This window comes from Maridesulfovibrio sp. (genome assembly GCF_963676065.1).
GTDB lineage: Bacteria > Desulfobacterota > Desulfovibrionia > Desulfovibrionales > Desulfovibrionaceae > Maridesulfovibrio.
This window is the reverse complement of sequence record NZ_OY780933.1, coordinates 253,648-267,223: the sequence shown is the minus strand read 5'-3', so window position 1 is coordinate 267,223 and position 13,576 is coordinate 253,648. Positions and strand designations below refer to the sequence as shown.

15 protein-coding genes are annotated in these 13,576 nt (G+C 47.1%); 6 read left to right on the top strand and 9 right to left on the bottom strand.

Annotated features, from left to right (window positions below):
• Positions 1–9 precede the first annotated feature (9 nt).
• From alr to ACKU35_RS01210, 3 genes are all read left to right on the top strand, one after another.
• Positions 10–1,134: an alanine racemase gene (gene alr / locus ACKU35_RS01220; protein ID WP_319762351.1), complete on the top strand. Its 1,125-nt coding sequence runs from the start codon at positions 10–12 to the stop codon at positions 1,132–1,134.
• A 17-nt stretch (positions 1,135–1,151) separates the two neighbouring features.
• Positions 1,152–1,340, top strand: a complete 189-nt coding sequence (locus ACKU35_RS01215; RefSeq protein ID WP_136673534.1) for a hypothetical protein — start codon at positions 1,152–1,154, stop codon at positions 1,338–1,340.
• 78 nt (positions 1,341–1,418) lie between these two features.
• Positions 1,419–2,567: an ABC transporter substrate-binding protein gene (locus tag ACKU35_RS01210; RefSeq protein WP_319762344.1), complete on the top strand. Its 1,149-nt coding sequence runs from the start codon at positions 1,419–1,421 to the stop codon at positions 2,565–2,567.
• A gap of 83 nt (positions 2,568–2,650) precedes the next feature.
• On the opposite strand, the gene ACKU35_RS01205 is transcribed toward ACKU35_RS01210, so the two are convergent.
• The 6 genes from ACKU35_RS01205 to ACKU35_RS01180 all read right to left on the bottom strand — a co-directional run bounded on the left by ACKU35_RS01205 (position 2,651) and on the right by ACKU35_RS01180 (position 7,542).
• Positions 2,651–3,913 carry an iron-sulfur cluster carrier protein MrpORP gene (locus tag ACKU35_RS01205; protein ID WP_319762342.1) on the bottom strand — a complete coding sequence of 421 codons (1,263 nt, stop codon included), beginning with the start codon at positions 3,911–3,913 and terminating at the stop codon, positions 2,651–2,653.
• 193 nt (positions 3,914–4,106) lie between these two features.
• Positions 4,107–4,466 carry a NifB/NifX family molybdenum-iron cluster-binding protein gene (locus ACKU35_RS01200; RefSeq protein WP_319762340.1) on the bottom strand — a complete coding sequence of 120 codons (360 nt, stop codon included), beginning with the start codon at positions 4,464–4,466 and terminating at the stop codon, positions 4,107–4,109.
• A 5-nt stretch (positions 4,467–4,471) separates the two neighbouring features.
• Positions 4,472–4,939 (bottom strand): NifB/NifX family molybdenum-iron cluster-binding protein, encoded by a 468-nt coding sequence (locus ACKU35_RS01195; RefSeq protein ID WP_319762338.1) that lies wholly within the window; start codon positions 4,937–4,939, stop codon positions 4,472–4,474.
• 131 nt (positions 4,940–5,070) lie between these two features.
• Positions 5,071–6,405: a sigma 54-interacting transcriptional regulator gene (locus ACKU35_RS01190; protein ID WP_319762336.1), complete on the bottom strand. Its 1,335-nt coding sequence runs from the start codon at positions 6,403–6,405 to the stop codon at positions 5,071–5,073.
• A gap of 113 nt (positions 6,406–6,518) precedes the next feature.
• Complete coding sequence (gene hypB / locus ACKU35_RS01185) at positions 6,519–7,175, bottom strand: hydrogenase nickel incorporation protein HypB (RefSeq protein ID WP_319762333.1); 657 nt, start codon at positions 7,173–7,175, stop codon at positions 6,519–6,521.
• A gap of 16 nt (positions 7,176–7,191) precedes the next feature.
• Positions 7,192–7,542, bottom strand: coding sequence for a hydrogenase maturation nickel metallochaperone HypA (locus ACKU35_RS01180; protein WP_319762331.1), 351 nt, complete (start codon positions 7,540–7,542; stop codon positions 7,192–7,194).
• Positions 7,543–7,800: 258 nt separating this feature from the next.
• On the opposite strand from ACKU35_RS01180, the gene ACKU35_RS01175 reads away from it, so the two are divergent.
• Together ACKU35_RS01175 and ACKU35_RS01170 are read left to right on the top strand one after the other, a co-directional pair.
• Positions 7,801–8,460, top strand: coding sequence for a CBS domain-containing protein (locus ACKU35_RS01175; RefSeq protein ID WP_319765326.1), 660 nt, complete (start codon positions 7,801–7,803; stop codon positions 8,458–8,460).
• Positions 8,461–8,641: 181 nt separating this feature from the next.
• Positions 8,642–9,400, top strand: a complete 759-nt coding sequence (locus ACKU35_RS01170; protein WP_319762329.1) for a transporter substrate-binding domain-containing protein — start codon at positions 8,642–8,644, stop codon at positions 9,398–9,400.
• A 14-nt stretch (positions 9,401–9,414) separates the two neighbouring features.
• Here ACKU35_RS01170 and ACKU35_RS01165 read toward each other — a convergent pair whose 3' ends face one another.
• The gene (locus tag ACKU35_RS01165) at positions 9,415–10,308 is read right to left on the bottom strand and encodes a hypothetical protein (protein ID WP_319762327.1); all 894 of its coding nucleotides are present in this window, start codon (positions 10,306–10,308) and stop codon (positions 9,415–9,417) included.
• Between the two features lie 172 nt (positions 10,309–10,480).
• A complete protein-coding gene (locus ACKU35_RS01160; RefSeq protein ID WP_319762325.1) occupies positions 10,481–10,792 on the bottom strand; it encodes an IscA/HesB family protein in 312 nt (103 codons plus the stop codon).
• Positions 10,793–10,992: 200 nt separating this feature from the next.
• On the opposite strand from ACKU35_RS01160, the gene ACKU35_RS01155 reads away from it, so the two are divergent.
• Positions 10,993–11,547, top strand: coding sequence for a TetR/AcrR family transcriptional regulator (locus ACKU35_RS01155; RefSeq protein WP_319762323.1), 555 nt, complete (start codon positions 10,993–10,995; stop codon positions 11,545–11,547).
• A gap of 131 nt (positions 11,548–11,678) precedes the next feature.
• On the opposite strand, the gene ACKU35_RS01150 is transcribed toward ACKU35_RS01155, so the two are convergent.
• A complete protein-coding gene (locus ACKU35_RS01150) occupies positions 11,679–13,055 on the bottom strand; it encodes a sodium:alanine symporter family protein (protein ID WP_319762321.1) in 1,377 nt (458 codons plus the stop codon).
• Between the last annotated feature and the right edge of the window lie 521 nt (positions 13,056–13,576).

The following is a 13,576-nucleotide window of genomic DNA, read 5'->3' as shown; positions in this document are numbered from 1 at the left end:
GAGTCTGAAATGACTATCGCATATAATACTTTTGAAGTTGAAGTTGATTTAAATGCCATTCGTCACAACTATCGATTGCTGCGTGAAAAAGGCAGCAATGTCTACGGAGTGGTCAAGGCCGATGCCTACGGGCATGGCTTGTTTGAAGTTGCCCGCGCGCTTGAGGCAGAAGGCGCGGATACATTTGCTGTCGGTACAGTGGGTGAAGGAATGCAGCTAAGAAAAAGCGGCTGCTCAAAAAGAATAATTTCTCTGCTTGGACCGCTGAACGAGGAAGATTGTTTTAATGCGTTCCAGAGCAGCATCATTCCGTTCATAGGAGAATTTGAGCAGCTGGAAATGCTGACCGGCGTGGCTTCTGCACAAGGACGTCGTGTTGAAATCTGCCTTAAGTTCGATACCGGCATGTCCCGGCTTGGATTCGGTGTTCACGAAATTGATGACCTTATTGACTGGCTGAAGAAAAATCCGGAAGTCAGTCCGGTTCTGGCCAGTTCTCATCTTGCCACTTCTGATGATCCGGCTTACGAGGGATACATCTCCAAGCAGGCGGGAACTTTTTCAGATATTTTGCAGCGCCTTGGTAATGCCGGTTACGAATTGGAGGCTTCACTTGCCAACTCCGCCGGAATACTTGTTCATGATCAGCTTCACTATTCCGCTCAGCGCGGAGGTATCGCCATGTACGGCTCCAACCCTTTACTGGGAACAAAGTGGAGTGAAGCGGGGAACGATCTGAAACCTGCCATGCAGGTACGCACCAAGGTCGCATCTGTACGCAAGCTTAAGAAGGGACAGGCCATCAGCTATGGCTGCACCTACACAGCAGAGCGCGATATGACTGTGGCAGTTGTTTGCGCTGGATATGCGGATGGATACAGCCGCGGGCTTTCCAATGCCGGGCAGGTCTGTATTCATGGGAAACGGGCCAGGATTCTTGGCCGGGTCTGCATGCAGCTGTGCATAGTCGATGTAAGTCATATTGAGGATGTGAAATTCGGTGATTCTGTTTACCTGCTTGGCGGCGAGGGCGAAGGACGCATCAGCGCGGAAGACTTGGCCGGATGGTGGCAGACTATTACGTATGAAGTTTTTTGTCTTCTGGGGATGAATCCGAGGACATATAAAAAATAATAAACGGGAGATATAACATGTCGTGGAAAGTAGCAGAAAGTCATCCTCTTAAGGATGTTGATCCGGCAGAACTCAGGAGTAAATGGGTGGAAGTGGCTATGGATATGGCCCTGATTCCTGAAAACAATATCCGCGTTTACATCGAAGACGGTATCGTCCGTATTGAAGTGAGCGAAGAGCTTTATAACTGTATGGCCGGTATCTAGCCGGACGTTCAAAAGGCGGTCCTTGGATCGCCTTTTATTTTGCCTCAATCTGTTGGCATTGCAATAGCGGAGATCTACATGAAAATATTCAGGCTCATCCCGGTACTTTCTGTATTGATTCTTATCCTTTGTTTCAGCGCCGGATGCTCGAAGGATAAATTGGCCGGGGAATTCAAGGTCGGGATAGTTGCGGTCACCAGCGGAGAGCTTTTCAGAAAGGGCAATTATATAGTTACCGCCGCTCGCTACGGAGCAAATAAAGTCAACCGGGACGGAGGACTCACGCTTGGCGGCCGATCATATACAGTAAAACTTATTCCGGCGGATAGTAACGGAGATCCGGTAATTGCCGCCAAAGTCGCAACCCGGCTGATAGAAAAGGATAAAGTCTCAGCTATCGTCGGAGCGGCTAGCAGTAAAGTGGCTTTGGCTGTCGCAGAGGTGTGTGAGCAACACAAGGTTCCTTTCATCACACCTGTAGCCGGAACCAACAGGCTTACATCCTTTAAATATTCTTTCCGTGTTTCCTATACCAATAATGTTCAGGGGCAAGCACTGGCTCTCTTTGTAAAGCAGGATCTGGGGCAAAAGGATGTAGGAATACTTTTCGCTTCCGCCAGTCCCTACAGTTCTGAACTGGCCCGTATATTTAGGGACGATTACCAGAATAGCGGCGGACGGGTCGTGGCATTTGAAAATTTTAAGAGCGGTCAGCGTGATTTCTCTGTCCAGCTGAAAAAGATAATTGATTCCGGTGCCCGGATTCTTTTCCTTCCGAATAATACCAAGGCGGTTCAGTTACAGGTCGCTCAGGCTCGCAAACTGGGATTCAAAGGGATTCTCATGGGCAGTGATTCGTGGGACTCGATAGAATTGCAGCGAAATCCTCTTTTTAAAAACAGCTACTACACCGACCATTGGATTTTGAATTCGCCCATTCGCGGTGCGGCTTCATTTGAAAAAAGCTACCGAAAAGAAAATGGGGCCGATCCAACTGAGCTTGAGGCCCTGACTTATGACGCGGTAACGAGTCTTTTTGCCTCAGCCAAAATAGCCGGGTCGCTTAATCCCGTGGCAATCCACGATGCTCTGGTGGATATGCCGCCATTTCAGGGAGTGACCGGAACTTTCGATTATAACGACAACGGTGACCCCGATAAAGATGTGATCATCTCGACTTTCCGTAACGGGAAGATAGCTGTACAGAGAGTCATCGATCTGAAATAGATACTCTAAAAATCAAAACAGCCTGCAGGATACTCCCACAGGCTGTTTCGGTTCAAGATGTACGGTAGATGTACTTATTTCTTTTAGTGATCGCAGGTGTTAGCACCTGTTTCAAGGGTGCCTGCGAGGTAGCTGGAGACAACGTTTTCAGGTGCTTCAGCAGGAGAACCGACAATGACTTTCACGCCGGCATCAGTGAATAGGGACTGTGCTCTGGATCCCATGCCGCCGGCCAGTACCAATTGAACGCCTTGATCGGCGATCCACTTGGGAAGTACGCCCGGTTCGTGGGGCGGGGGAGTTTCCATGTTGGTTGCGACGATACCCTTGGAGGCAACATCCACATCCATGATAGCAAACTGCTCACAATGACCGAAATGCATGCAAAGCTTACCTGCTGCAACGGGAACTGCGATGCGCACCATGCCGTTTTTGGCTTCAAACTCATCGGGTTTAGGCATTTCATTGTTCTCCTGTAATGTTTCAGTGAGATTCAACATCGGTTTGATGATGGTATTCAATGCCTTGCCGGTAGGACCTTCATGGTCGGTGCGGATGATTGGGTAACCTTCATCACCGGAACGTCCCACTTCCGGATCAAGAGGAATACGTCCGAGGAATTTTACACCGGTTTCCTTGGCAAGTTCTTCACCGCCACCGGAATTGAAAATATTATGTATGCTACCACAGTCGGGGCAGACGAATCCGCTCATGTTCTCAACAATACCGAGAACAGGGTTACCGACCTGCTTGCAGAAGTTTACAGAGCGACGAACATCATCAACCGCCACGCCCTGAGGGGTGGTCACGATAACAGCCTGAGCGTCGGTTCCAAGGGTCTGCAGGGCGGAAAGAGGTTCATCTCCGGTTCCCGGAGGGCAGTCTACTACGAGGAAATCTAGGTCGTTCCAGGCTACGTCCTGCACAAACTGCTTGATCAGGCCGATTTTTACCGGACCGCGCCAGATGACCGGATCATCTTTGCTGGGCAGCATAAAGCCCAGAGACATGACCCAGAGATTGCTGGACCAGGAGATGGGTTCAATCACTTCATGGCCGATGTGCGGCTTTTCGTTTTCAAGACTGAGCAGTCGGGGAACACTGGGGCCGTGTACATCAACATCAAGCAGTCCTACCTGTTTCCCTGCGAGGGAAAGAGCCACTGCGATGTTTGTTGCCACAGTACTTTTACCAACTCCGCCTTTACCGGAAATAACCACGATCTTGTGTTTAATTCTGGAAAGGGCTTTATTCAGCTTCATATCTTCAGGGCTGCATCCTTCAGAACAACCGGAGGAACATCCGGACCCGGAGGAAGAGCAGCTTCCGCATGCGTGATCGCTCATATATCAATCTCCTGCCCCTCGTCTTGAAGAGGGGGTTGTCATTATAAAAAACAGATTTTTTCAATCTGTTACAGTAGACATTTCATGGTAAAATAAGACGTGAACCAGACTTGTCAATGCTGGTAAATTGTTCAGTCATGCCCGCAGAGCAAGGGAGAGGAGAAAAGACATGACTGAACGGTATGTGGAAATTTTACCAGTGCCCGGGTTTGTCGGCATCGGCGGCAGCTTCAAGCTTACCGGCTTTGAAATCTGCCAGAGCCTTGGCGACGGTTCCTTCTTCAATGAGATAGACCTTGATTGAACCTTTATCGAGCGCGGTGAAGGCTTTAGGGCCAACATGTCCGGTCAGAACCGCCTTTGCTCCTGTTGCAGCTACGTTTTGAGCTGCCTGAATTCCGGCACCCTGAGCGGCGTTAAGATTTTGAGTGTTATCAACGTATTCCTGAGTATCGGCATCGGTGTCGCAGATCAGAAAACCTTTTGCGCGACCGAAACGCGGGTCGATTTCACCATTGAGATCGTTGCCCTGACAGCTGATGGCTATTTTCATATTATTTACTCCTTTGCTACCGAGTTCAAGGACGGTCCGCCGGGATTAATATTTTCCTGCGCGTTCCTTCTGCCCCTGACTCCTCTGTTTCCCTGTCCGCATCTGCCTCTGCCTCGGCAACCGGGCATTACAAGATTTTCCAGACAGTTCTGTTGATAGGCCGTGAGCACATCATCGATCATTCCGCTTATCCAGGGAATGACTCTGACTCCGGCCTGTTCCATTTCATTCATGGTGCAACCGCATATTGCGCCACATATTAAAAACGTTGCCCCGCAGGTCATAATGGCGGATGTCCTGTCCTTTGGGTCTTTTGAGGGAAGGGATAGGTAACCTGCGGGGCAAATTTTATTGTCTTCCATCCGGAACAGCTTAAGTTCCGGTGCATTGTCGAATACGGAGGCCAGCCTGTCTCCATAACAGGCTAAACAAAGCAGTGTAGAATTGTTATCGCGTCCTTCGTATCTTCTCATGGCAATACAATAGGCATAGTCTGTGCCATGAATATTAACGCAAGTTAATTCAGTATATTATCTAATGGTAGAGTGAGAGGGGAAGCGTGTTTCGGCTCATATTTAGCCGAAAAGATGAGATGACGGACTAATTATGCGTCCAGTTTGTCGCAGCGGGAGATGGTGCGCCGCAGGGTGTCTTTGGATATTCCCAGCTCGCGGCAGGTTGCCATTTTTTTCCCGTTATTGCGTTCTAATGCACGGCGAACGGCCATACATTTTACTTCTTCCATGGTCATGGGCATATCGGCGTCTGGCGTATTGTCTTTGGCTTTGGGTTGTAGATATTCGGGCAGGTGTTCTACCTGAATAAAGCCGGAAGGGCAGAGAATAAAGGCGAATTCAAGAATGTTCTCCAGTTCGCGAACATTACCGGGATACGGATGGCGCATGAGGATATGCAGGGTGTCTTCGGAAATGCCGTCGATATCCTTGCCCTGCAGGGCATTAAGTCTGTTGACGAAATGGTTGATCAGTAGAGGGATGTCTTCTACCCGGTCTTTGAGTGCGGGGAGATTCAGCGTAACAACATTTAAGCGGTAATAGAGATCCTGCCTGAATTGTCCTTGGTCCACCAGGTCGGCCAGATTTTTGTTGGTGGCGGCTACAATGCGTACATTAGCCTTCACGCTTTCGACCGCGCCCAGAGGTTCAAAGGTTTTTTCCTGCAACACCCGCAGCAGCTTCACTTGCAGTTTAGCCGGCATGTCCCCGATTTCATCAAGAAAGATGGTACCGCCGGCGGCCAGTTCAAAACGACCGGCTTTATCCTTGCGGGCATCAGTAAAGGCTCCTGCTTTGTAACCGAAAAGTTCGGACTCAAGAAGATTGTCGGGCAGGGCGCCGCAGTTTACTGCAACAAAGGGGCCGTGCTTGCGTTCACTTAAATTATGGATAGCCCGGGCGAACAATTCCTTACCGGTGCCGGATTCACCTAGTAGCAGAACCGTTGCTTCACTTTTGCTGACCTGCGGCAGTATGGTGAAAACTTTGCCAAGTTTTTCGCTTTTACCGATGATGTCTTCAAAGCGCCATGAGTCCTCGACTTCACGGCGGATCATCTGGATATCCGTCAGGTCCCGGAAGCTTTCCACTCCACCAAGTGTGCGTCCCTGTGCATCAACGAGCGGTGCGGCGCTGATGGATACAGGCACCTTGCGGCCATCCGCGTGAATGAAGAATATGGATTTGTTGGAGATTCGTCCGCAATCGTTCAGGCAGGACCGCAGGGCGCAGTCCCCGTCGCAGAGACTGGAGTGGAACACATCCCAGCATTTGGCCCCCACTGCTTCTTCGGCGGGAATACCGGTAATCCGGCTGGCCGCTTCGTTGAAGAAAGTGATGTTCCAATCCCGGTCTACCGTGAAGACCCCGTCTGCAAGGGAGTCAAGGACAGCAGAGCAAGGCAGATTACTGGGGAATTTCATGATATCTATTCCTCCGGCGGCCAGAGGGGAAAACTTATGTATAAGTTTTTTCCCTCTGGACTCCCTTTTGCAAAAAGCTCTAAAACCCCCGGCAGGGCCGCCGGAGGCTTTTATTATTTCTTAGCTTCGCGGGCCTTGCGGAGCCATTCGTACCACCCTTCCAATCCTTCGCGGGTGCGGCAGGAGAGGGGGAAGAGGGCGATGTCGGCATTGAGCTTGCGCGCATGCTGCTGCGCTTTTTCAAGGTCGAAATCCACGTAGGGCAGAAGATCTATTTTGTTGAGGATCATCACTGATGAAATGTGAAACATGAGGGGATATTTCTCAGGTTTATCATCCCCTTCCGTTACAGTAAGCAGAGTGATTTTGTGGTCTTCACCTACGTTGAATTCGGCGGGACATACGAGGTTGCCCACATTTTCTACGAAAAGGATATCCACCCCTTCGAGATCAATCAGGGAAAGAGCTTCCTTAACCTGGCTGGAGTTGAGATGGCATCCGCCTTCGGTGTTAATCTGTACAGCCTGTGCTCCGGTAGCGGCTACTCTGCGAGCATCGTTATCGGTTTGCAGGTCTCCTTCGATAACCGCCATCTTGAATTCATCTTTGAGGTCCGCGAGGGTCTTTTCCAATAGGCTGGTTTTACCGGACCCGGGTGAGCTCATGAGGTTGAGGCAAAGAATATTTTTTTCTTTGAAAAACTGTTTCAGTTCATCGGCAATTCTGTCATTTGCTTCCAGAATATTGCGTACCACAGGGATTTCACCCATTTCCAACTCCTTAAGGTTAATCGTCAATCTCAATGCTTTCGATTTGCAATTCCTTGCCCTGAAGAACTTCATGACCAATTTCCAGACCGCATTCCGGGCAATTCATGTAAAGTTTGTCTTCGGGGAAAAATTCGTGTTTACACCCGCCGCAGCGGACTTTGATGGGAATTTCGTTTACTTCCAGAACAGAGCCTTGCAGGGATGTTCCCACGGTAACCGCTTCCCAGCCGAAAGTAAGAGCATCAGAGACTACTCCAGCAAGCGCTCCGTTACCTACCACAACTTTCTTGAGGCTGGCACCGGGTTGCTTTTCCATTTCCTCTTCAATGATTGCAAGTATACTTTGCGCTATTGACATTTCGTGCATGGATTTTGGACTAACCCAAAAAATTAACAGGGGCAAGGTGCTTTAGCGCATAAATGTATAACTATGGTGACACGGTGAACAGCATTTATATTTCATCTATATGATAGAGTGTTTTTGGTCGTCGTTATGATAAAGTAAAAAATATCCGCAGACGAGGGCATTCCTTGCAAGTGCGCGAAAGCTTGGGTATGGGGTGTGGGTATTTCAATTAAACTTTTTTACGCACCGGACTATTGCCGGACTCTGGAGGACATGCAGATGTATGTGGGACTGAAAATGCTCAAGGACTTTGTGACCGTAACCCCTGACACTCTGGTAAAGGAAGCGGACAAAATTCTGGAAGACAATCAGTTGTGGATGCTTCTTGTCAAAGAGGGCGACGACCTCGTGGGCTATGTCACCAAAGAGGATGTCCGTGCGGCCCTTCCTTCAGTGATCAGCTCATTGGACAAGCATGAACTGAACTATCTTCTCAGCAAGCTGACCGTCAGAGAGGTGGTGCGTAAAACCATTACTACCATTCCTCCGGAAACTGAGATTGAAGCTGCTGCGGATCTGATGTTTGAAATGAATCTTTCAGGGCTGGCTGTCGTCGATGAAGCAAAAAATCTCATCGGCTACATCAACCGCAACAAAATGCTTGAATTGCTGGTTGAAGAAATGGGCCTTAAGCAGGGCGGCTCTCGTATTGTTGTAGATGTAGAGGAGCGGACCGGAGTGCTTTATGAAGTGGCCGGTATTATCTCTAACATGAAGTACAGTATTATCAGCACCGGTCTTTTTCACCATAACAATCGCAGGATGGTGGTTGTGCGTGTGGACACGGAAGATGCCTCTCCCATCGTGGCGGCTCTTCAGGAACGCGGCTACATGGTTGTCGGCCCTGAAGATTTCATGTCTGAGTGGACAGGAAAATAAATTTATCAGGTCTTTTTTGAAATTGTCTTAATCTTTTGAAGCCGGAAACAGGATTACCTGTTTCCGGCTTTTTAATGCAAAATTTAATAGATCCAAAAAAAAATAGTGTGGCGGTTGTTTTTAGCTTTCAGTCAGGTTATATTTAAACAAAATCCTGTGCGGCAATCAAAAGGGGCTGGCTGTGGTGAAAAGTTTTTTTTATGTACTTTTTTTAGGATTATTAATCGTTGCGCTGACTGATTCTGCAACGCGGGCAGCGGACTGTAATTTAAAAATTATTACAGAGTTAAGTCCTCCCTCCGCTTATGAAGACGATGAAGGTGATTTGATCGGGTTCGGAGTGGAAATTGTCGAGGCCATAAAAAAAGAACTTGGTTGTGACACCCCCATTGAAGTTATGCCGTGGGCCCGTGGTTACAAATTTTTGCAGACCCAGCCCGATGTGATGCTTTTTTCCACCAGTAGGACAAAGGCAAGGGAGGCTTTGTTTCAATGGGTAGGTCCTGTTGCCTGTTATAATTGGGTTTTCTATGGGCGAAAAAATGGGCGAAAGCTAAGCAGCCTGAGTGAAGCCAAAAAGGTATCAGGGATAGGTGTGTATCGTGATGACGCAAGAGCTCAATTTCTGAAAAGTATGGGCTTTACCAATCTAGAAGTTACCGACAGCCAGAAAATTAATTTTAAAAAACTTGTCCGCGGCAGGATTGATCTGGTGGCAACATCAGACATCGGAGTTAAAGAGTTTCTGAAAAATGATAAAGAATTGTTGAACAACGCCGTTCCAGTTTTATCTTTTCGCAAACTCAAGCTGTATATGGCTTTTTCAAAATCAACTGACCCCGCAAAGGTCCTGCTTTGGCAGAAAGCCTTTGATGCCTTGCAAAAGCGTGGAGTCATCAAGGGTATACAGGAAAAGTGGATTCAGCCCTGCCCGGACTGATCCACTCTCTATATTTATAGGAAATTAAGTTCTTCAGTCAGGGATGCTGATTTGGCTTTCGGTGTCTGCGATTTGAGCGGATTTGCTTCTTCTTTGGGTGGTTTCTTGAGCAGTGAATCAATGATATCGCTGCTGTCGCTCTCTCTTCCAATTATCTGATCCAGCGTGCAGTCTTCTATAAAACCTTTGCTTTTGAGAAACTGCAGGAAAACGCAGGCTTCTTCGAGTTCCCTGTTTATTAATAATGATTGGCGCAGGTGTTCGAGGCAGGGTTTTATTTCCCCGGCTTCAAAATAGACGCGGGCGATATTCAGATGCAGGTTTTCATCACTCTGTACCAGATCGATTGCTTTGAGATAATATGCCAGAGCCTGCTGGTGCATGCCGTTTTTACGCAGAGATATACCGAATTCGTTGAACAGGTGTTTATGCTGCGGTTCGAAACTGCCTTCCAGACAAACAAGACGTTTGAAAATATTTTCCGCACGTTCAACTTCACCACGGTCGAAATAGGTCAATCCCAGTCCGAAATTCACGCGCACGTTCATTTCATCAAGGCTCATGGCTTTGTTGAATTCATACTCGGCGCTATAAGTCTCACCGTTAGCACGATGGCTTTCGCCTAAAGATATTGATTTTTCCAGCTTTTTCAGGTTGGGAATGACTTTTTTTACATATAGTTCCGGTTCAGGATGGTAGTCTTTTAAAAAAAGTTCCATTTCCACTGCCACGACCGGTCCGGTGGGAATGTAGTTATCGTTTATAGCTTGAACTTTCAGGACACCGTTTTCTTGTTCTTCGGCATACCAGTATGTAAGTTGCTTAGTCTTTTTTTTGGTTGTTCCCGTTCCGATTACGGACATTCTCTGGGCTGAAAAAATACCTTGGATTCTTTCCCGTTTCCTCACTTAAATCTCCACTCTGTTAATCAACAGGGTGATCATCTTACATCTTGTTTCAGTTCTCTGCAAAATAAAAAATGTTACAAAAGTGATAAAAAAAGTCGCCTCCGAAGAGGCGACCATTAAGCCGCTAACGTATTTTACTGCAATGTAAAAGCTTTTTATATTAGGCTGTTATCTAGCCACAGCTTCCAGAGCAGGAGCCGCATTCACCACCACCGCCAAGCTCGATTTTAGAGTCAATCACAAAACCGGTATAGCTGAGGTCAACACGGAAAGGGCTGCCTTGTTCATTAAGGTCTTTATCCAGCAGGAAAGTGAACCCTTCTATTTCAAAATTCACATCGTTATCTTTTGGCTCATCCAGAGCCAATGCCAGCCTGGGGCCAGCTCAGCCACCTGTGGCCAGGTAGATGCGGATGGGAGTCCTGTCTTTATCTGCAAAATAGTTTTCAAGCTGTTTTTGTGCAGCTTCAGTAATTTCTATCATGATTTCCTCCTTATAGGATTTATCTATCTAAAATAAGTTTTCTATCAGGTTTTGTCAATCTAATCCGGTTGACCTCATCCCTTGCATGGGGTAATTAATTCAGTTTAGAACGAGTGTTAGTAATCAGGCAAAAAGTTTGATAAAATATTTTATAAAAATGATTGAACATGGGCGTATGGGCGCTCAAGGGAGACCGTAAAATGAAAACCAAGGACATCATCCTCGCAACAGCCAAGGAAATGATTTCAGAGGTGGGTTTCCATAAGGCCACAACTGCCAATCTGGCTAAAATGGCAAATATTTCGGAGGGTACTATCTATAGGCATTTTGAAAGCAAGGAAGATATTCTCTTGCACATTCTCGATGCCCTTGAGGAGCAATTCTCTTATTATATAGAATCCATCCGTCAGAAATTGGACCGTGAAGAGTGCTCTCTTGAAGAGATCATGAATGAGTATTTCTCTTTTGTAGAAGCTCATGAAGTAGATATGAAAATCATGCTTTCAACGTACGGTCTGCTGGAATCACCAAAACGGCTTATGGCTGTTTTTATGAAAAATCTTGATCTGGTTCTTGAAGAATGTATCAGAATCGGTATTAAAAAGGGCGTTGTTCGCGATGTTGCGGTTGAAGAAAACGCAACGGTTGTGATGACAATTATCTTCGGTTTGACCAGAATGCAGCTCTACTGGCCTGATCGTCAGGATGTTCGCGCTGAAGCAGTTGAATTCTGTCGCCGCAGTATTCTGATGTAGTTTTTTAAGATGATAATTTTATAGAGGCTGCTCTTAGCGGAGCGGCCCTTTTTTATGATCCATAAACCGAAAAAGTCCCCTGCCTGAATTTCAGGCAGGGGACTTTTGTCATTTTATGCTATCGTTTCGGACTAGTTTGATTCTGTCTGAGCGGAAACATTTGCGTTCTTTTTAGCAAAGAATGCTCTGGTTTCTTTTACCACAACAGGGGTAAGCAGGATCAAACCGATGAGGTTGGGGATAGCCATAAGGCCGTTGAAGGTATCGGAAAGGTTCCATACAAAGCTGAGCTTGGCGATGGCGCCGATACCGACGAAACAGATGAAGACCAGACGGAAAGGCAGTATTGCTTTAACTCCGAACAGGTATTCCATGGATTTTTCGCCGTAGTAGCACCAGCCGAGGATGGTGGAGTAAGCGAAAAGAATCAGGCCGATGGTGACGATGTGTGCGCCGCCGGGCATACCCTGTGAAAAGGCGATAGTGGTCAGTTCCGCACCTGTGGTGCCGCCGGACCATGCGCCGGTGAGAATGAGGACAAGGCCGGTCATGGTGCAGACTATCAGAGTATCAATGAAGGTCTGGGTCATGGAGACCAGCGCCTGAGTTACAGGCTCTTTGGTCTGTGCGGCTGCGGCTGCGATAGGGGCGCTGCCGAGTCCGGATTCGTTGGAGAAAACACCGCGGGCGACACCCATGCGGATGGCCAGCATCACGCTTGCGCCTGCAAATCCGCCAACAGCGGAAGTGGGGTTGAAAGCCTGATCAAAAATAAGCGCAAATGCTGCGGGGACTTCTGCGATATTGGCGAAAATGATGTATGATGCGCCTGCCATGTAGAAAACAATCATGACGGGTACAAGCAGCCCTGTTACTTTACCGATCTTTTTAATACCGCCGAGAATAACAGCTGCGGTCAGGATCATAAGCAGGCCGCCGGTAACGTAAGGGGAAATTCCGTAGGTAGCTTCAACCGCGTCTGCAACAGAGTTGGACTGAACCATATTACCGATACCGAAGGCTGCGAAGGAAGCGAATATAGCGAAAAGTGTTCCCAGCCAAGGCATTTTCAGTCCCTTGGAAATGTAGTACATGGGACCGCCGCTCATTTCACCGTTTTCGTCGACTACTCTGTATTTAACAGCCAGAACTGCTTCCGCATATTTTGTAGCCATGCCGACGAGCCCTGTGACCCACATCCAGAACAGCGCACCGGGGCCACCGACTGCTACCGCTGTGGCAACACCGGCAATGTTACCGGTTCCGACTGTAGCGGAGAGGGCGGTCATCAGAGCCTGAAAGTGGGTGATGTCGCCGGGTTCATCTGTTTCTTCCTTGCGTTTGATCAGTGCAAGGTACAATGCGTAAAAAAGTTTGCTGAATTGAACACCGCGCAGTGCGAGGGTCAGCCAGAAGCCTGTGCCGACCAGAAGAATCAGCATGGGCGGTCCCCACGCGAATGCGCCGATTTTTCCAACAATTGCGTCCAACGAAGTCATGAAATCCATAAATAATCCCCTGTTTGCTTTAGCACCAAAATTCTGTGAAATGATTGTGTTTATTTCGCAGAAAAAAACCCTTACAAAATATTGTTCTGGGATAAGTACATAATACAGAAGAAATGAGCAAGAATTTTATGGATTAATATTTTTTGCGTCAAAAAATATTGTTTATTTTGCGCAATAGTGATGTTTAAGCATTTAATATATTCGGTATAAGTTTTGTTTTACAGTGGTAAAATACGTTTTTGTAATCTTATTTTGTGATTTTATATTCATTGAGTATATTTAAAAAGATAAAGAATATTATTCGATAAATTTCGTTTTTATTAAAAAACACTGTGTTTTTTTAATAAAATCTAAAAATGTAGTAGTGACAGGTGCTTTTCTGATTTACTTTTTTTGTAAAGACAGCAGCATGTTGCCAGAATAATATTTGCCTGATTCAGCCTCAAAAAAAATCTGTCGGCTTGTGGTATAACCTTTGCTTGAATATTTTTCTAATCAGGCGAATGGATGTTTAGGGTCTT